The 18,574-nt window shown below is 72.4% G+C and carries 13 protein-coding genes; 5 read left to right on the plus strand and 8 right to left on the minus strand.

The window, feature by feature from the left end; all coding sequences use genetic code 11:
* Window positions 1-49: 49 nt before the first annotated feature.
* Complete coding sequence (locus Plo01_RS05555; RefSeq protein ID WP_203889402.1) at window positions 50-1,360, minus strand: carotenoid oxygenase family protein; 1,311 nt, start codon at window positions 1,358-1,360, stop codon at window positions 50-52.
* Window positions 1,361-1,445: 85 nt separating this feature from the next.
* On the opposite strand from Plo01_RS05555, the gene Plo01_RS05560 reads away from it, so the two are divergent.
* The gene (locus Plo01_RS05560) at window positions 1,446-2,015 is read left to right on the plus strand and encodes a PadR family transcriptional regulator (protein WP_203889403.1); all 570 of its coding nucleotides are present in this window, start codon (window positions 1,446-1,448) and stop codon (window positions 2,013-2,015) included.
* A gap of 38 nt (window positions 2,016-2,053) precedes the next feature.
* On the opposite strand, the gene Plo01_RS05565 is transcribed toward Plo01_RS05560, so the two are convergent.
* On the minus strand, window positions 2,054-2,947 hold the full coding sequence (locus Plo01_RS05565; RefSeq protein ID WP_203889404.1) for a serine/threonine-protein kinase: 894 nt from the start codon (window positions 2,945-2,947) through the stop codon (window positions 2,054-2,056).
* Window positions 2,948-2,971: 24 nt separating this feature from the next.
* Window positions 2,972-4,957, minus strand: a complete 1,986-nt coding sequence (locus tag Plo01_RS05570) for an N-6 DNA methylase (protein WP_203889405.1) — start codon at window positions 4,955-4,957, stop codon at window positions 2,972-2,974.
* Between the two features lie 84 nt (window positions 4,958-5,041).
* On the opposite strand from Plo01_RS05570, the gene Plo01_RS05575 reads away from it, so the two are divergent.
* A complete protein-coding gene (locus tag Plo01_RS05575; protein WP_203889406.1) occupies window positions 5,042-5,839 on the plus strand; it encodes a PP2C family protein-serine/threonine phosphatase in 798 nt (265 codons plus the stop codon).
* A 46-nt stretch (window positions 5,840-5,885) separates the two neighbouring features.
* On the opposite strand, the gene Plo01_RS05580 is transcribed toward Plo01_RS05575, so the two are convergent.
* The 4 genes from Plo01_RS05580 to Plo01_RS05595 all read right to left on the minus strand — a co-directional run bounded on the left by Plo01_RS05580 (window position 5,886) and on the right by Plo01_RS05595 (window position 14,899).
* The gene (locus Plo01_RS05580) at window positions 5,886-10,883 is read right to left on the minus strand and encodes a DNA repair ATPase (protein WP_203889475.1); all 4,998 of its coding nucleotides are present in this window, start codon (window positions 10,881-10,883) and stop codon (window positions 5,886-5,888) included.
* 101 nt (window positions 10,884-10,984) lie between these two features.
* The gene (locus Plo01_RS05585) at window positions 10,985-13,153 is read right to left on the minus strand and encodes a flotillin family protein (protein WP_203889407.1); all 2,169 of its coding nucleotides are present in this window, start codon (window positions 13,151-13,153) and stop codon (window positions 10,985-10,987) included.
* A gap of 12 nt (window positions 13,154-13,165) precedes the next feature.
* Window positions 13,166-13,813, minus strand: a complete 648-nt coding sequence (locus Plo01_RS05590; protein ID WP_203889408.1) for a hypothetical protein — start codon at window positions 13,811-13,813, stop codon at window positions 13,166-13,168.
* Window positions 13,814-14,134: 321 nt separating this feature from the next.
* Complete coding sequence (locus tag Plo01_RS05595; RefSeq protein WP_203889409.1) at window positions 14,135-14,899, minus strand: PP2C family protein-serine/threonine phosphatase; 765 nt, start codon at window positions 14,897-14,899, stop codon at window positions 14,135-14,137.
* A gap of 255 nt (window positions 14,900-15,154) precedes the next feature.
* Here Plo01_RS05595 and Plo01_RS05600 point away from each other — a divergent pair, with 255 nt between their 5' ends.
* The 3 genes from Plo01_RS05600 to Plo01_RS05610 are packed head-to-tail and all read left to right on the plus strand — an operon-like array spanning window position 15,155 to window position 17,928.
* Window positions 15,155-16,738 (plus strand): peptide chain release factor 3, encoded by a 1,584-nt coding sequence (locus Plo01_RS05600; protein WP_203889410.1) that lies wholly within the window; start codon window positions 15,155-15,157, stop codon window positions 16,736-16,738.
* Window positions 16,686-16,928 carry a hypothetical protein gene (locus tag Plo01_RS05605; RefSeq protein WP_203889411.1) on the plus strand — a complete coding sequence of 81 codons (243 nt, stop codon included), beginning with the start codon at window positions 16,686-16,688 and terminating at the stop codon, window positions 16,926-16,928. Before Plo01_RS05600 ends, Plo01_RS05605 begins: the two co-directional genes overlap by 53 nt.
* A 19-nt stretch (window positions 16,929-16,947) precedes the next feature.
* A complete protein-coding gene (locus Plo01_RS05610) occupies window positions 16,948-17,928 on the plus strand; it encodes a Gfo/Idh/MocA family protein (protein ID WP_203889412.1) in 981 nt (326 codons plus the stop codon).
* A gap of 13 nt (window positions 17,929-17,941) precedes the next feature.
* Here the strand turns inward: Plo01_RS05610 and Plo01_RS05615 are convergent, their stop codons facing one another.
* The gene (locus tag Plo01_RS05615) at window positions 17,942-18,550 is read right to left on the minus strand and encodes a hypothetical protein (protein ID WP_203889413.1); all 609 of its coding nucleotides are present in this window, start codon (window positions 18,548-18,550) and stop codon (window positions 17,942-17,944) included.
* Window positions 18,551-18,574: the final 24 nt, after the last annotated feature.

The following is an 18,574-nucleotide window of genomic DNA, read 5'->3' on the forward strand; positions in this document are numbered from 1 at the left end:
CGCGGTCCGCTCGGGGGAGTCCGCTGAGAGTCCGGTCCAGAGAGGCCGGTCAGCCCTCGTCGCCGAACCAGTTGCCGTGGAAGCCGGCGGGCACCCGGCGCGGCAGCCGCACCGCCGCCACCTGCTCCAGGGAGGCGGCGTCCAGCACCTTCAGCTCCGAGTCGTCCCCGGCGCTGACGACGGACATCAGCCAGCCGTCGTCCTCGGCCCGCGCGCCCTCCGCGGGCACGTACACGGCCTCCCCGGTCGTGCCGCCGGTCTCCTTGACCCGGCCGGAGCCCGTGACCGTGTCGTACTTGACGATCGCGTCGCCGGTCACCGCGTAGAGGTAGCGGTTGGCCAGGCCGGTGCGGTCCCCGTTGAGGCTGGGGAACTCCACGTCCCGGTCGTCGAGCTGCTCCTCCTTGGCGGTCGCGCCGAGGGTCCAGCGGTACAGGGGCGCGCCGCCGAGCTCGGCGGCCGAGGCGGCCGGATCGAGATCCCCGCTGATCTCGCCCCAGATCCGCCGGAACGAGCCGGCGGAGTAGCGCACCGCGTCCAGCACGACCTGGCCCTCGTCGTCCTCGTGGGCGTTGCCGACGTGGAAGACGTAGCACGGGTCGATCTCGTGCCAGCGCACCTTCCCGCCGTCGCCGCCGTCGCGGCGCATGACGCCGAGCCGCGCGCCGTAGCCTTCGTCCCACCGGTACGGCATGGCGCCGCTCATGGCCGTCTCCAGGTCGAAGACCACCGGCAGGTCCAGCCAGACGACGTGGTTCTCGGTGATCGCGAAGTCGTGGATCATCGTCGGCCCGGGGACCTCGATCTCCCGGCTCTCGACCAGCTCGCCGTCCGCCGACAGCCGGTGGTAGGTGAGGTACGGCGGGGCGAAGCCGTACCCGAAGAAGAGCAGCTCCCCGGTCGCGGGGTCCTCCTTCGGGTGCGCGGTCATGGCGGTGGTGAGCCTGCCGCCGAAGTCGTGCGGGCCGAGGGTCTCCAGCTCCGGGCTGATCTCGTACGGCAGGCCGTTCTCGACCAGGGCGAGGATCCGGCCGGAGTGCCGGATCACGTGGGTGTTGGCGCTGACGGCGGCCAGGTCGAAGCCCTTGTCGGAGATGAACGGGGCGTCGTCGGTGAAGGCGGTGGTCTTCGTCCACCGGTTCCGGTACCACTCGGCGCGGCCCTCGCGCAGCCGGACGCCGTGGAGCATGCCGTGCCCCAGGAACCAGTGGCCGGGGTCCTGGCCGGGCAGCGGGTTGGGGCCGTTGCGGAAGTAGCGGCCGGTCAGTTCGGCGGGCAGTTCGCCGGTCACCGACAGGTCGGCGACGCTGATCTCGTCGGGGACGGGTGCGAAGTGCCCTTGCAGATAAGCGGGGGTCATGAGCCCTCCCAACATTCCAGTTGTGACATGTCAAAAGTAGAACGTTCATTGATGACATGTCAATCGAGGAATCTAAGATGACCTCATGAGCCTCCGTCACGCGGTGCTCGGGCTCCTCACCGAGGGCCCGGCCAGCGGCTACGACCTGCTGAAAGTCTTCGAGGTCTCGCTCGCCAACGTCTGGCCCGCCACCCAGAGCCAGCTCTACGGCGAACTCGGCCGGCTGGCCGACGCCGGGCTGATCGAGGTCGTGGCCGAAGGCCCGCGCGGCCGCAAGGAGTACGGGCTGACCGACGCGGGCCTGACGGAGCTGCGCCGCTGGCTGATCGAGGTCGAGCCCGAGTCGTTCCGCCGCACCGACATGCTGCTGCGGGTGTTCTTCCTCGGCGTCGTCCGGCCCGAGGAGGCCCGGGCATACCTGCAGGAGCAGGGCACGGTGGCGGCCCGCGCCCGTGAGGACCTGGAGGAGATCCGCTCGGCCGCCGAGAAGGGCGACCTGGGGAACACGCCCCTGGCGGTCTACGGCCGCATCGCCCTCGAATGGGGACTGCGCTTCACCGTCATGCAGCGGGAGTGGGCCGAGTGGGCCGCCCGCCAGATCGACCAGATCGAGGAGCAGAACAGCGTCGGCGCCTCCCGCCAGGATCTGCCCTGACCTTTCCCGCTCCGGGCGGGGAAGGGCGGGCGGCGGGCTCAGGCGAGGACGCGGCCGACCACGCGGGCGTACATCCGGCCCGGGCTGGGCACCGAGGGCGGGGTGAGGAAGCCGGGGAGCATGGGGAGGTCCACGGCGAAGGGCTGCAGGCGCTCGTAGAGCGCCTCGACCCCGGCGGGGCGCCGGTCGGGATTCTTCTCCAGCAGGTCGGCGAGGAGACGGTTCAGCTCGGCGGGGACGCCGGGCACCGGCGGCGGGCGCTCCTTCACCTGCCGCTCGAACACGGCGTACTCGGTGGGGCCGGTGAACAGCTGCCTGCCGGTGAGCATCTCGTGGATCATGCAGCCCAGGGCGTACAGGTCGCTGCGCGGCCCGGCCAGGCCCCGCTGGATCTGCTCGGGCGCCATGTAGGACGGGGTGCCCAGGAGCTGGCCGATCCGGGTGAACCGGGTGGAGTCGGCCTCCCGGAGCATCGCCAGGCCGAAGTCCAGGACCTTGACGCTGCCGTCGGGGCAGAGCATCAGGTTGGTCGGCTTGAGGTCGCGGTGGTAGATGGACAGCGCGTGGGCGGCCGAGAGCACCGCGCAGGCCTGGGCCGCGATCGCGGCGGCCCACGGCACCGGGAGCGGGCCGTGCTCGCTGACCAGGTCGGCCACGGTGACGCCCTCGATGAACTGCATCACCTGGAACAGGCGCTGGTCGAAGGTGCCGAAGTCGTACAGGACCGGGGCGCCGGGGTGCTCCAGCCGGGCCAGGATGCGGGCCTCGCGCATGAAGCGCCGCTCCAGCTCCTCGTCGGGGCCGGTGAGCAGGCGCATGATCTTGACGGCCACCCGGCGGTCGAGGTGTTTGTCATGACCGGCGTAGACCGCGCCCATCCCGCCCTGCCCCAGAGGGAGGTCGTCGAGAACGTAGCGGTCGCCGATGACCATCGACCCTCCCTGGACCCGTGGGCACTAACCCCCCTGGCCGCACGGTCTCAGATGGCCGTCGGCCAGTCCATCAAAGCCTAGCCGGATCAAGGTCTCGCCCAGTGCCGCCGTCTCGCGCAACCGGTCCTCCATCGCGGCCAGTTCCCGGAACGCCTCGCCGTAGCGCCGCTGCTCGGCCACCGGCAGCACCGGCACCCGGGCCCGGCGCACGTCGAGCCGGCTGGAGCTGGAATGCACGCGCGAGGAGTCCGCGGAGCGGAGGAACCCGGCGAGGAAGTGCGGGTCGAGCCGCTCCGGGTCCACCCGGTAGAGGGTGAGCTGCGGCCCGAGCGCGGCGCCGGCTTCGGCCACGGAGTCGGCGACCACCCGGACCGCGCCCAGGACGGTGGTCACGATGTCACCCGGGCCGACCATGACCAGGGCCGGGTCGGGAACGGTCCCGCCGGAGGGCGGCGTTCCCGCGGCGGCGTCCTCGGCCGTCAGGACCGGGACGGGCCCGGAGTCGGCGGTCAGCTTCGACGGGGCCGCCAGGATGGTGACCAGCCCCGCCTTGACCAGCTCGCCGACCGTCGTGGTGGGCAGCTCCTGCCGTTCGGTCAGCGTCTCCAGCTCCGGAGGGGACTTCGGCAGCGCGGCCGACGCCTCCCGGAAGCGGTCGAGGGCGGCGGTGAAGTCGCGGGCGAAGTCCATCCCGCCCTGCTGCGGGCGGTGCCGCCCCGTGGCGAGGTCCACCTCGTCGTCGAGCAGGTCGATGATCCGCACGGTACGGCTGTCGCCGGTCAGCTCGGCCTCGGGATCCGCGGTGAAGGCGCGCCAGGCCGGTTCCACGACCGACAGGTCCTCACCGGCGTCCACCATCAGGACCTGCGACGGGGGCCGCTCGCCGGCCGGGCGGCGCAGCAGCCACAGGTCGGGGCCGCCCGGTCCCAGGGAGATCACCGCGCGGAGCGCCCCGGCCCGCAGCAGGTTTCCCCGGATCCGCTTGCCGGGGCGGCGGCTGGCCGCCGCGGCGGGCATCAGGATCGCCACCAGGCCGCCCGGCCGCACGTGGGCCAGGCAGTGCTGCACCCAGGCGAGCTCCGGCTCGCTGCGCGGCGGCAGGCCGTACTCCCAGCGGGAGTCGCCGGTCAGCTCGTCGTAGCCCCAGGCCCGCTCGTTGAACGGCGGGTCGCAGAGCACCGCGTCGGCGAGGGCGCCGGCCAGGCCGTCCTCACGGAGCGAGTCTCCGGCCACGATCCGGGCCGGCGCCCCGCGCAGCAGCAGCCGCACCGCGGTGAGCAGGGCGTTCGTCTCACTGAGTTCCTGGCCGAGCGGGGTGTTCGCGCCCAGCAGGAGGGTGCCGACCCCGCAGGCGGGGTCCAGCACGGCGCCGCCGCCGGCCAGGCGCGTCATGAGCGCGGCCACGTCGTCCCTGGTGACCGAGAGCTGGCGGGAGTGCACCTCGACGTAGCGGGCGCAGAGGAACTCGAACGCGTCCAGCGGCCCGTTCTCCCGGGCCAGCCGGGAGACCAGCCGGAGCAGCGCGGGGTCGTGCGGCCGGAGGTCGGGCGCGCGCGGCAGGTCGGCCGTGGTGGCCGCCACCAGTGTGGCGAGGGAGGGCGCGTCGCGGTCGCCAGAGGAGCGGGAGCCGTCCCCGACGGGGGAGGGCCAGATGCGGCGGTCGCCGGAGAGCACCCGCGGGCCGTGCTCGCGCCAGCTCTCGGGGTCGCGGTGGAGGGAGAGCAGGAAGACGCCGACCTGTCCGACCAACTCGCCCAGGCGCAGGTCGTCGACCGCGGTCCGCATCCGCTGCCAGACTAGGTCGCCGAGGGAGACTTCGAAGGACTTGCCGTTGCCGCGCAGCCACGCGGTGACCTCGGACAGGGAGAAGAGGGGGCTGGAGGCGGTTCCGCCGATCGGCTGGGGGAAGTCATCGTGACGGCGGCGCCAGTTGCTCACCGCCGCCCGGCCGACATCGGCGAACCGGGCGATGTCGCCCGCGTTCACGGTGATCTCCTGGCTCTCCTCCATACTCGGTCACAGTAGTTGACTGTGCTGAAATGGTCTACAGCCCGTTTGCTTGTGAAGTGCTTCAACCAGTGCTTTACTGCCTTCATGGCACAAAACGAAGGACTGGCACTGCGCTACGCCGCCCGCTCCGACGTCGGGGTCCGCCGTGAGGCGAACGAGGACTCGGGCTACGCGAGCGCCCGCCTGCTCGCCGTCGCCGACGGCATGGGCGGCCACGCCGGGGGCGAGATCGCCAGCTCGCTCGCCGTCGCCGCCGTGGCAGCGCTGGACGACAGTCTTCCGAATACCGGTGTCGACCTCAAGGCCGCGCTGAAAGGCCTGGCCAAGGACATCAACCAGGCGTTGCGCGACACGGCCGAGCGGGAGCCCGCGCTGCGCGGGATGGGCACCACCCTCACCGCGATGCTCTGGGACGGCGACATGTTCGCCCTGGCCCACGTCGGCGACTCCCGTGCCTACATGCTGCGCGACGGCGCCCTCTACCAGATCACTCACGACCACACCCTCGTCCAGTCGCTGGTGGACGACGGGCGGATCACCCCCGAGCAGGCGGCCGAGCACCCGCGCCGGTCGATGGTCCTCCGCGTGCTGGAGGGCACCGGCGACGGCGAGCTCGACCTGACCCTCCGCGAGGCCCAGCCGGGCGACCGCTACCTCATCTGCTCCGACGGCCTGACCGCCGTCGTCGGCCCGGAGACCCTCTTCAACACCCTCACCGAGATCGACGAGCCCGACGAGGTCGCCCGCTGGCTGATCGACCTGGCCAACCGGGGCGGCGGCCCCGACAACATCACCTGCATCGTGGCCGACTTCGGCGCGCACGACGCGGGCGCGGAGCGGTTCGTCGTCGGCGCCGCGACGGAGCGCAAGCTCACCCCCTGACGGCCGCCTTCAGGAGTCCCGGGCGGACGGCCGGCGGCGGCCGTCCTCAGGCCTCCCGGGCGGGCAGCCGGTGGTGACGGCCGTTCTCCGGGATGCCGGACAGGCGGTCGGCGGCCTGCTCGATGGCGGTGCCGACCCGGTCGGCCAGCAGGCCGACCGCGCCGACGGCCCGGGTCACCGGGTCGTCTTCGGCGCCGCCGAGCGCCCTGGCCCGCACATAGGCGGCCTTCACCTCCGCCCACCGCTCGGCCTGCCCGGCGGTGAGCCTGCCGCGCAGCTCGGCCAGCTTCAGCAGGTTGGCCTCGGTCCCGGACGTGAGGGTCTGGGCCTCGCCGAGATAGTGATCGTCGATGACGGCCTCCAGCTCGTCGTCGTTCATCACCGGCACGACCCGCGCGGCCAGCTTGGTCATGTTCCGGTAGGACCCCTGGAGCTGGAACGGCGGCTCGGTCCTGGCGGCGTCGGACTGGGCGGCCGAGGCGATGTAGGCCCGGTTGACGGTCAGCACCACCCGCTGGACGCGGAGCAGCTTGCGCAGCACTGCGAGGACCTGCTCCAGCTCCACCTGCGAGTACGGGTGGGAGAGCCGGTCGGCGCGGACGGCGGGATCGCCCTGCGCGAGCCGTACCAGCAGGCGTACGTCGTCGCGCTCCCGGGTGGACAGCGGGGCGAGGACCGGGTTGGAGGTCAGCGCCGTGTCGATGTAGCTCAGCGCGAACAGCTCCTCCCGGCCCGAGAGCACGTCGCCGAGGTTCCAGACGTCGGCGCGGTTGGCGAGCATGTCGGGGACGCGGAACCGGCTGCCCGACTCGGTGTACGGATTGCCCGCCATGCAGACCGCGAAGCGCTTGCCGCGCAGGTCGTAGGTGCGGGCCCGGCCCTCCCAGACGCCCTCCACGCGGCGCTGGGCGTCGCACAGCGAGATGAACTTCTGCAGCAGCTCGGGGGAGGTGTGCTGGATGTCGTCGAGGTACAGCAGCACGTTGGAGCCCATCTCCAGGGCGAAGTTGATCTTCTCGACCTCCTGGCGCGCGGTCGCGTCGGGGGCGTCGGCCGGGTCGAGCGAGGTGACCCTGTGGCCCAGCGCCGGGCCGTCCACCTTCACGAACATCAGGCCGAGGCGGTCGGCGACGTACTCCATCAGCGTCGTCTTGCCGTAGCCGGGCGGTGAGATGAGCAGCAGCAGGCCCATCTGGTCGGTCCGCTCGGCCGCGCCGGTCGCGCCCAGCTGCTTGGCCAGGTTGTCGCCGATGAGGGGGAGGTAGACCTCGTCGAGGAGCTGGTTGCGGACGAAGGCGCTCATCACCTTCGGCCGGTACTCCTCCAGGCGCAGCCGCTCGCGCTCGGCGGCGACCAGGGCGTCGCGCCGCTTCAGGTAGGACCGGTAGGCCGGCGCCCGGCGGGTCCCGAACTCCCGGGTCCTGGCGAGGAACTCGTCCAGGCGGATCGCGAGCCGGCCGCCGGCGATGCGCGGGTGCGTGCCGAGCAGGCCCTCGACGGTCGCGGTCAGCGCGGCCGACGAGTCGTGCCGGGGCAGCTCGCACAGCCGTACGGCCACCGCCTCGGGCAGCTCGCGGAGCTCGCGGAGCTCGGGCGAGCGCCCGAACGCGCCCAGCCACGCCTCGGCCAGCCGGTGCCGCCCCGGCAGGTCGCCCTCCAGGGCCCGCAGGTCGTTCTCGAACTCCTGACCCGGAGCCCCCGGGCCCCGCGAGCTCCGCGAGCTCCGCAGCGCCCGCTCGAAGCGGTCGAGCAGCGTCCTGGCCCCGACGCTCGTCACGAATCCGGGCGGGTCGCCGGCCAGTTCCTCGAACAGGTACTCCCCGGCGAGCTCGATATCGCCCTCGCCGTACGGCGCCGGCGCGCCGTCCGATCCGGGCGCGCCGCGCAACGCGGACACGAAGGACCCGACGGCGCGGGACAGGGCCCGGCAGGTCTCCCCGACCGCCTCCACCCGCCCGAACAGGGACCGCGCCCGCGCCAGCGAGGCCGCCTTCGTGGTCCACGACGCGCGGGCCGCCTCGTCGGTCCCGTGCGCCCAGAACAGCTGGGCGGCGGCCCGCGCGGACGGGGGATAGCGCAGCAGGCCCGCCCCCGCGTGCAGGCGGAGCAGGGCGCGGAGGATCAGCGCGGCGTCGTGGTCGTGGACGCCGCGCTCGTAGCCCTCGTCGTAGCGGGTCTCCGCCACCCCGCGGACGATCTCCGGCAGTTCCCCCCCGGCCGGCGCCGCCTCGTGGAGCGCGGTGAGCGAGATCGCCCTGTCGCCCAGGAGCAGCGTCCCGGCCTCGGCGGCGGCCAGGATCGAGGCGGCGAGGTGCTCGCCGCGGTAGACCTCCGGCGACTCCGAGACCAGCAGCTGGGTCCAGAAGGGCCTGGTCGCCGCGAAATCGGGGTCCCGGACGGGGGAGCGGTAGCCGGTCCCGGTGACGGCGAAGGCCATCCCGTCCCCGTGCGGGACCAGCGTCAGATCGGCGGGCCGGGTGGTGACCGCGAACCGGTGCCGGCCCAGCCGGATGGTCTCGCCGCCGTCGGCGTACAGGTCGAGCCGGTCGCGCAGGGCACGGCCCGCCTCCTGCCGGGCCGCGGCGATCCGGCCGTCCAGCTCCTCGGCGCGCACCTGGTCGCCCAGCGCGCGCAGCTCCCCGGCCACGGAGCGCAGCTTGGCCACCATCGGGTCGGCGGCGAAGTAGGTGTTGACCTCGTCGAGCGAGCCCAGCGAGGCCAGGCGGCGGCGCACGCTCGCCAGGATCCGGGCCGCGGAGGAGGCCAGCCGGTCGGCGCGGCGGGCCCGATCGTCCAGCAGGGCCTGGCGGCGGGAGGAGAACGCCTCGTAGACGTCCTCCCGCTTGGAGGCGAGCCGGGCGAGGAAGTCGTCGAACTCGGCGAAGCGCGACTCCAGTGTCTCCAGCCGGAGCATCAGCCGGCCGAGCTGCTCCTCGCACCGCTCGGGGGTGTCGGCCACGGCCAGCGCCCCGGTGATCGCCTGCCCCAGCAGGGCGAACTCGGCGGCGAAGGCCGCGCGGCCCTCGGAGCCCAGCAGTTCCCGCCGCCGCGCCTCCAGCGTGGCCCGGGCCCGGTTGATCCCGCCGAGCACCGCGCCGACCCGCTCCAGGATCGCGGTGCGCACGGTCGCGTCGGCGATGTCGAGCGTGCCGACCACCTCGATCACGACTTCCAGGCCCTGGGACTGCCCGGCCAGCCGCTCGCCGAGCGGGCCGGCCCCGGCCGTGGCGGTGATGGCCCCGGCCTCGGCGACCAGCCGCTCGATCTCGGCGTGGTAGCCGGCGAAGGCGTCCTCGCCCTGGAGGAAGGCCACGGCCCGCCGCGCCGTGCCCGTCAGCTCGGACTCCAGCTCGGCGTCGATCCGGTCGATCCGACCGAGGTCCGCGTAGCGCAGCTCGCGCAGGGTCACCAGGCGTCCCCGCGCCCTGCGGAGCTCGGCGAGGCGGTCCACCCACCCCTGGGCGGAGCGGGGCGCCGCGGCCCGCGCCCGCCGTACGAGGGAGGCGGTCTCCTGCGCCGCCTCCTCCAGGGCGGCCGCCGCCTGGGCGGTGAGCGACTGGACCTTCTCGAACTCCTCCAGCACCTGCTCGGCCGTGGCCCGCACGTCGGCCAGCGGCCCGCTCAGCTCGTGCTCGCCCAGCCAGTGATAGTGGTCGGACACGCGGACGCAGGCCGCGATCAACGCCTCGAAGACGGGGACCGAGGGCGCCATCTCCTCGACGGCCGCGGTCACCGACAGGCAGTCGGAGATCCCGCGCACCAGCTCGGCGTTGCCGATCCGCTCCAGCGGGCCGGTCCCCACCGGCTGGGCCGCGGCGTAGACGTCGGAGGTGTACGGCGTCTGCCACACCTGCATCGGGTGGACCCGGGCGGGCTCCTCCGAGACGGCCCGGAACACCACCAGCGTCCCGTCGTCGAACAACGAGTAGCCGTGGCAGGGGATCGGCGTGGCGACCTGCTTGCGGATCACGTTGTACGGCAGCAGCAGCGACCGGCCGTCGGAGCGGGCGTGGAACACGTACAGCACGTCCTCGCCGTTGGCCGAGCGGATGACCCGCTCGAACTCCAGGCCGGCGACGTCGGTGTCGAAGGTCTTGCTCACCCCGGTGGACAGGTGGTAGCCGCCGGGGAAGATGATCCCCTGGTCCTCGGGGAGCCGCCGGCAGGCCTGGCCGATGCCGTCCAGCCGCACGACGTCCTTGGTCCGGGTGTTGAAGACCAGGTGCCGCCAGCCGGTCTCGTTGTAGGGCCGGACGCGCAGCAGGATCAGCGGGCCGACCCGGGCGTGCAGCACCTCGGCGTCGGCGAGGCTCTGCAGCGGCTCGGCCACCGGCTCGCGGTAGACGCCCTCTCCGGTCTCGGTGTTGTTCTCGATCTTGATGGTGAGGTCGCCGCCGACGGTCTCGACGAACACCTCGCCCTGGATCGAGATGTGCGGGTGCCGCCCGAGGACGTGGTCGTCGCGGGTGGTCGCGGTCCACTCGAAGTCGTGGGACGGCGGGAACACGTGGTCGCGCTCGCCCCGGTCGTCGATGTAGGCCAGCGAGCCGTCCGCGCCGACCTGCCAGCGCAGCACCCTGATGTCCTGCGGGCCGGTCCGGAAGACGGCCAGCATCTTGCCCTCGACGCGGCGCAGCTGCAGCAGCCGGGTGTCGCGGTAGTAGCGGTAGAGCTCGGCGAAGTCCTCCTCGAACCGCGGGTCCCGGACCATCGGCGCGGGCTCGAACCGGAAGGCGTCGCCGTCCCGGCTGAAGCGGTGCGCGGAGAAGACGTCCTCGACGGTCGTCTCCGGCTTCAGCCCGATGAACACGTTGTAGCCGAACAGCATGAGGTCGCCGATCGACACGATGTCGCGGGGCACGCAGTTGTTCTCGGTGCGGATCCGCTCGGCGCCGATCAGGCGGAGCTCGGTCCCGCCGAACGCCTCCAGGCGGCGGGCGTTGAGCGTCTCGGCCCGCCGGGCCAGCTCCGCCGCCTGCTCGGCGAGCCGGGCGCGGAGCACCTCGTAGGTGCCCGCGTCCAGCCCCTGCCCCGCCCCGTCCAGCCGCTGCTCCGTCCCGTCCGGCGCAGTCGTCCCGGTCGTCGCAGTCGTTCCGGTCGTCCCGGTCTCTGCGGTGGTCACGTCCGTGCTGGTCACGTCTGGGGTCACTCCTGGACCGTGTCGACGACGGAGCCGCCGGCGGTGATCGGGGCACCGCCGTCGCCCAGGATGTCCACGGCCGCCACGGGGGTCATGGCGGGCGCCGTGGTCGTCACGGTGGACGCGGGGCTCAGCAGTTCGCGCAGCTTCTGCGACTCCGCGCCGCCGCCGTTCATCAGCTTGACCAGCAGGGCCGAGAGCGACAGGTCCCGCACGTCGCCGCTGCCCAGCGAGCCGAGCGCCCGGGTCAGGTCGGCGGGCAGGCTCTGCGTCCCGTCCAGGTACGGCCCGGCGAGCGTGCGGGCCACGTCGGAGCTGTCCACGAAGCCGTCCAGGCTCTTGCCCAGGGTGACCGAGCCGACCAGCTTGTCGAAGAACACGCTGTCGCCGCCGACGATGTCGATGTTGGCCTTCTCCAGTCCGGCGGCCAGCACCACGGCCTGCGCCTCGGCGAGCTTGACCTGGGAGGTGACGCCGGCGAGCCGGATCTCCTTCTCGGCCTCCAGCCGCAGGCGGTACTCCTCGTGGCCGCGGCTCGCGTCGTCGAGCGCCGCCAGCGCCGCCGCCTTCTCGGTCAGGCCCTCGGCCTCCGCCTTCAGCTTCTCGCCGATCGTCGCGGCCGCGGCCAGCGCCTTCTCCCGCTCGCCCTCGGCCTCGGCCTTGAGCTTCTCGCGGATCGCGGTGGCGACGGCGTGCGCCCTGGCCTGCTCGCCCTCCGCGGCGGCCAGCGCCTTCTCCCGCTCGACCGCGGCCTCGGCGCGGCCGACCTTCTCGATCGCGGCGGCGTTGCGCTCGGCGACCTGGACCTCGGCCAGGCCGACCGCGGCGGCCTCGGCCTGGACGCCCTCGGCCAGGCGGATCTTGGCGCGGGCGTCGAGCTCGGCGGCCTGCTGGCGCGACTCGGCCATCACCAGCGCCTCGCGCGCCTTGTACTTGGAGGCGGCCTCGGCGGCCTCGGCGGCCTTGATGTCCTTGACCAGGTTCTCCTGGGACTCCGCCTCGGCCTGGATGATCACGGCCTGGCGGGTCCGCTCGGCCTCCTCGACCACCCGCAGGCGCTTGATGCTCTCCTCCTGCTCGGCGACGGTCTTCTCGACCGCGATGCGCTCCCGGACCACCTCGGCGATCGAGCGCTTCTCGCCCTCGAGCTCCTTGTCCTTGGCGATGCGCGACAGCTCGGTCTCGCGCTCGCGGGAGATGACCTCCAGCATGCGGTCCTTCTCGATGCGCTCGCTCTCGATGGCGATGACCCGCTCGCGGTTCTTGGCCGCCACGGCGATCTCGCGGGCCTGGTTCTCCTGCTGGATGCCGAGCTGCTCCTGGGTGCGCAGGTCGGCGGCGTGCGCCTTGAGCCGCTCCTCGGCCTGGACCCGGGCGATCTCCGCCTCCTCGCGGGCCCGCATGGTCTCGATCTCGCGCTTCTGCTTGATCTCCGCGTCGGTCTGGCGCCGCTGCAGTTCGAGGATCGCCTCGCGGGCGTCCACGTTCTGGCGGGTGATCTCCTTCTCCTCGCGCCGCTGGAAGTCGTTGGTCCGCACGTGCTCGATCGCGGTCAGCTCGGTGATCTTCCGGATGCCCTGGGCGTCGAGGATGTTGTTCTTGTCGAGGGAGAGCAGCGAGGTCTGCTCCAGGTAGTCGATCGCCGCGTCCTCGAGGCTGTAGCCGTTCAGGTCGGTGCCGATCACCTGGATGATCTGGTCGCGGAAGTGGTCGCGCTGGGTGTAGAGGTCGACGAAGTCGAGCTGCTTTCCGACGGTCTTGAGCGCCTCGGAGAACTTGGCGCTGAACAGCTCCTGCAGCGTCTCCTGGTCGCTGGCCCGGGCGGTGCCGATCGCCTGCGCGACCTTCACCACGTCCTCGGCGGTCTTGTTGACCCGGACGAAGAACGTGATCTTGATGTCCGCCCGGATGTTGTCCCGGCAGATCAGGCCCTCGCGGCCGGACCGTTCGATCTCGATGGTCTTCACCGAGATGTCCATGACCTCCGCCCGGTGGAGCACGGGCAGGACGACCGCCCCGGTGAAGGTGACGTCGACCTTGTTGACCTTGGAGACGATCAGGGCCTTGCCCTGTTCGACCTTGCGGAACAGGCGGGTGACCGTGATCACCATGGCGATGGCGACGAGGAGGACGACGGCGAGGAGCACGCCGAAGCCGGTGGAGATGACGTCCATGGATTCCCTCGGCTAGATGGGACGGTGGGGGTCGAGTTCCGCGTCGTACGGCATCACCCAGAAGAATTCGCCGCCGGAGTCGTAGGCGAAGATCAGGGCGGTGCTTCCGGCGAGGAAGACGTCGTCGCCGGTCTGTCGGACTTGTACGAGAGCGGAGGACCCGTCGGGAGCGGTGACCTCGGCCTGGCCGAAGTCCCCTCCCACCCGGCCCGTGCGGATGACGCAGGTGCGGCCCACGAAGTCGGCGCGGGACGGCGCGCGCTCCTTGCGCGCGACGCGCCGCAGGGGCAGCGTCAGCAGGCGGGTGCCGAGCCAGGCGCAGCCGATCGCCGCGACGGGCACGGCGGCCAGGGCGGCCGTGCCGGTGATGAGGGCGGACCCGGCGAGGCTGGCGAACCAGGCGATGGCGACCAGCAGCGAGACGGTCACCGAGACCGGCACCCCGCCGAGCCCGAGGCCCGCCAGGAAACCCGCCGCGCCCGAGAGCTCCGCGTCGCCGATCGCGTCGTCACCCGCGACGCCGTCGCCCGCCGCGTCGTCGAGCACGGCGCCGCCGAGAAGGGCGAGCAGCCAGTAACCGACCACCACGATCAGCGGGAAGGTGAACAGAACGGTCGGGAACGACAGCGCGGTCTCGGTGAAGCTGCCCAACTGGCCCATCGATGCGGAAGATCTCCCTGTCCGGTGTGCTCGCCTGCTCCCCCGAGCGTGTGGCTTCACCCGGATAAAGAATGAGTAAAAGAAATAGTTCCCGAAGCCTGAAAAATCTGGATATGCGAGGGACGGGAGGGGTGGAAGGGGGGCGCGGGAGAGCACAGGAGGGCGCGGACGCGCGGGGGGAACCGCGAGAGGGGCGGACGCGCGTGGGGAGGCGTAAGGGCGCGGACGCGCGTGGGGAACGGCGTGGGAGGGCGCACGGCATCGCCGCCCGGGCGGGGACGGGGCGGGCGGGGCGTCGGGGCGCGGACGGGCGCGCGGGTGCTACGGGGCGGCCGAGCCGACGATCAGGGGAGTGTTCTGGACGGAGTCCGGCTCGTCGACCACGTCGGCCACGACACAGGTGATGTTGTCCGGGCCGCCGCCCTCGCAGGCGAGATCGATGAGCGTGCGGATCACGGTGTCGAGATCGTCGATCGTGGCCAGCACGTGGCGGAGCTGCTCGGCCTCCACCACGCCGGACAGGCCGTCGGAGCAGAGCAGGTAACGGTCTCCCACCTCGGCGTCCCGCAGCGACAGGTCGGCCTCGACGCCGTCGCTGCCGTCCAGGACCTGGAGCAGGATCGACCGGTGGGGATGCCGGGCGGCCTCCTCGGCGGTGATCCGGCCGTCGTCCATCAGGGTCTGGACGAGCGTGTGGTCGTAGGTGATCTGGTAGAGGTCGCCGTTGCGCAGCAGGTAGGCGCGGGAGTCGCCGATGTGGGCGAGCGCGACGCGCGGGCCGTCCCAGAGCATCAGCGTCAGGGTGGTGCCCATCCCGGTGAGACTGGGATCCTGCTCGGTCAGCTCCCGCAGCCGCTGGTTGGCCCGGCGGACCCCGCTCTCGGCGGCGGCGACCAGATCGGAGGGGGGCTCGTGGTCCAGGGGTGAGATGGCCGCGACAGCGGCCGAGCTGGCGACCTCCCCGCCGACGTGCCCGCCCATGCCGTCGGCGACGGCGAGCAGCCGGACACCGGCGTAGGCGGCGTCCTCGTTGCCCTGGCGGACCTTGCCGACATCGGAACCCGCCGCGTAGCGGAGCGTGATCATCTGCACTCCACCGGGACCCTGCGCTCTGAGGGAACCCTGCGAACTGGAACATCGAGTTGCACGAGCAGTCGCTTTCGGACAGTCAATACGGACACGGCGAACCGAGATCTCCAACGATCCACTGTGCGCCGTGGTGGCGCAAGCGGCCTGAGAAAGTGTTGCCACATCAATTGAAGGGCGTGGTGACGCGTAAGCTGTTGCGGCACCCCGCCCACCATCTCGGACGAGTTCCACCGTACGGCAAGGAGACGAAGGATGACCGCGATCGCCCAGCAGGCGTCCCGGCGCCGCACGTTCGCGGTGATCAGCCATCCCGACGCCGGAAAGTCCACCATGACCGAGGCGCTGGCGCTGCACGCCTCCGCCATCACCGAGGCCGGCGCCGTGCACGGCAAGGCCGGCCGGCGTGGCGTGACCTCCGACTGGATGGACATGGAGAAGGCCCGCGGCATCTCCATCACCTCGGCCGCCCTCCGGTTCGAGTACCGCGACCACGTCTTCAACCTCGTCGACACGCCGGGCCACGCCGACTTCTCCGAGGACACCTACCGGGTGCTGGCCGCCGTCGACTGCGCGGTCATGCTGCTGGACGCCGCCAAGGGCATGGAGCCGCAGACCCTGAAGCTGTTCGAGGTCTGCCGCCACCGCCGCATCCCGGTCATCACGTTCATCAACAAGTGGGACCGCCCCGGCCGCGAGGCGCTGGAGCTGCTGGACGAGATCGAGGAGCGGACCGGCCTGCGCCCGACCCCGATCACCTGGCCCATCGGCACCGGCGGCTTCTTCCACGGGGTGATCGACCGGATCGGCGGCCAGGCCGTCCGCTACACCCGGACCCCGGGCGGCGCCACCAAGGCCATCGAGACCGAGCTCACCCCCGAGCGGGCCCTCGCCGAGATCGGGGAAGACTGGGAGCGGGCCAGGGAGGAGGCCGACCTCCTCACGGAGATCGGCTCCGACCACGACCAGAAGGCCTTCGAGGCCCACGAGTCGACCCCGGTGCTGTTCGGCGCGGCCCTGTCCAACTTCGGCGTCGGCCGCCTGCTGGACGCGATGGTGGACATCGCCCCCGCGCCCGCGCCCCGTCCCGACGTGAACGACGACCCGCGCCCGCTGGAGGAGCCCTTCGCCGGCCTGGTCTTCAAGGTCCAGGCCAACATGGACCCCTCGCACCGCGACCGGATCGCTTTCGTCCGGGTCTGCTCCGGCCGCTTCGAGCGCGGCATGGTGCTGACCCACGCGGCGACCGGGCGCCCGTTCGCCACCAAGTACGCCCAGTCGGTCTTCGGCCAGGAGCGCGCCACGATCGACGAGGCGTTCCCCGGAGACGTGATCGGCCTGGTCAACGCCACGGCGCTGCGTCCCGGCGACACCCTCTACGAGGGCCCCGCGGTCGAGTTCCCGAAGATCCCGAGCTTCGCGCCCGAGCACTTCTGGACCGCCCGGGTCCGCGACTCCAGCCGCTCCAAGCAGTTCCGCAAGGGCATCGAGCAGATGGAGGGGGAGGGCGTCGTCCAGGTGCTCCGCTCCGAGATCCGGGGCGACCAGTCGCCGGTGCTCGCGGCGGTCGGCCCCATGCAGTTCGACGTGGTCAAGCACCGGCTGGCCGGGGAGTTCAACACCGAGATCGCCCTGGACCGGCTCGACTTCAGCCTCGCCCGGCTCACCGACGCCGAGTCCGCGCCGATCCTGGCCCGCCAGCGCGGCGTGGAGGTCTTCACCCGGACCCTCGACGGGGCGCTGCTGGCGCTGTTCACCGACGAGTGGCGGATGCGCGGGGTGCTGCGTGACCACCCGGACCTGGTGCTGGAACCGCTGCTCGCCGACACCCGCGGCTGATCCGCGGGCCGCGTGCGCGGTCTCCGGCTGCCCGCCGCACCGCCTGCGCCCGGCCTTCGGGCGTTCGCCGTACCGCCTGCGCCCGGCCTTCGGGCGCCCGCCGTACCGCTCGCGTGGCCTCCCGCTCGGCGAGCGGTACGGCGAGCGGTACGGCGAGCAGCCGTGGGAGCGTTCCCACGAAGCGGTGTGACGTGGTGTGATAGGGCGCTATGAGCACGATTAAGTGGGGAATCCTCGCCACCGGCGGCATCGCCGCGACCTTCACCGAGGACCTGAAGCTGCTGCCCGGCGCCGAGGTGGCGGCGGTCGGGTCCCGCTCGGCCGAGAGCGCCGCGGCGTTCGCCGACCGGTACGGCATTCCCCGCGCCCACGGCAGCTGGGCCGAGCTGGCCGCCGACCCGGACGTGGACGTCATCTACGTCGCCACCCCCCACAACGCCCACTACGAGGCGGTCAGGCTCTGCCTGGAGGCGGGCAAGGCCGTCCTGTGCGAGAAGGCGTTCACGCTCAACCGCGCCCAGGCCGCCGAACTGGTGGACCTGGCGCGCGAGCGCGGCCTCTTCCTGATGGAGGCCATGTGGATGCGGTGCAACCCGGCCATCAGGAAGATCGTCGAGCTGGTCGGCGAGGGCGCGATCGGCCCGGTGAGCACCGTGCACGCCGACTTCGGGCTCTCCGTCGCCGTCGAGCCCGGCCACCGGCTGCGCAACCCGGAGCTGGGCGGCGGGGCCCTGCTCGACCTGGGCGTCTACCCGATCTCCTTCGCCCACATGCTGCTCGGCGCTCCCGCGAAGGTGCAGTCCTGGTCCCACCTGACCCCCGAGGGCGTGGACGAGAACACCGGCATGCTGTTCGGCTACTCCGGCGGCGCCGTCGCGCTGCTGTCCTGCGGCATCGGCACGCACAGCCCGGTCACCGCGTCGGTCTCCGGCCCGCTCGGCCGCATCGAGCTGCCGCACCTGTTCTTCCGCCCCGACGTCTTCACCCTCTACCGCACCGGCGGCGAGCCGGAGACCTTCCACGTCCCCTATGACGGCAACGGCATGAACCACGAGGCCGCCGAGGCCATGCGCTGCCTGCGGGAAGGGCTCCTGGAGAGCCCGCTCGTGCCCTGGCAGGCGACGCTCGAGGTGATGGGCCTCATGGACGAGATCCGCGCCCAGGCGGGGGTGCGCTTCCCCGGGGAGTGACCCGCCCCGCCGGTCAGACGGGTTTCCAGTCGTGGCGCTCCAGGAAGGCGCGGTTGTCCACGGCGTACTCGGCGAAGGCCGTGCGGACCGTCTTCAGCTCCGGGACGTGGGTGCGGAACATCAGGTTCCGGACGCTGTCCTTGTACTCCAGCTCGTAGCCGGTGATCTCCGGGGACGCCTGGACGAAGTGCTGGCCGAAGACGACCAGCGCGACGAACGGGTTCTGCGGGCCCATGGTGTCCAGGGTGTCGTGGACCAGCTGGAGGTCGGGGTCGATCACGATCATGCCGTCGCCCGTGTGCATCTGCATGCCCGGGTAGGAGCCCAGCGGCTGCAGGTTGTGCACCAGCCGCCGCTGCGGGTCGTAGCAGACCAGCCCGCACTCGCGGGCCAGCTCGAAGGCCGCGCCCGCCACCTCGTCGGCCCGTTCCGGCGCGACGCTGACGAGAGCGTAGCCGGGCGCGGCCTGCTCGGCCTCGGCCAGCCGCCCGGCGAACGCCGCCACCCCGGGGTGCGGCGCGACGGCTTCGGGCTCGCCCCTGCGGAGCGCCCGGAAGGTGTGCTCCGCGTGCTCCCTGGTGATCGGCTCGGGCGTGTGCCAGACGGCCAGTTCGAAGTTCACGGGTCCATCGTCCTACAGCGTGCT

Origin of the sequence: Planobispora longispora (assembly GCF_016863135.1) — a bacterium.
Taxonomy (GTDB): Bacteria; Actinomycetota; Actinomycetes; order Streptosporangiales; family Streptosporangiaceae; genus Planobispora; species Planobispora longispora.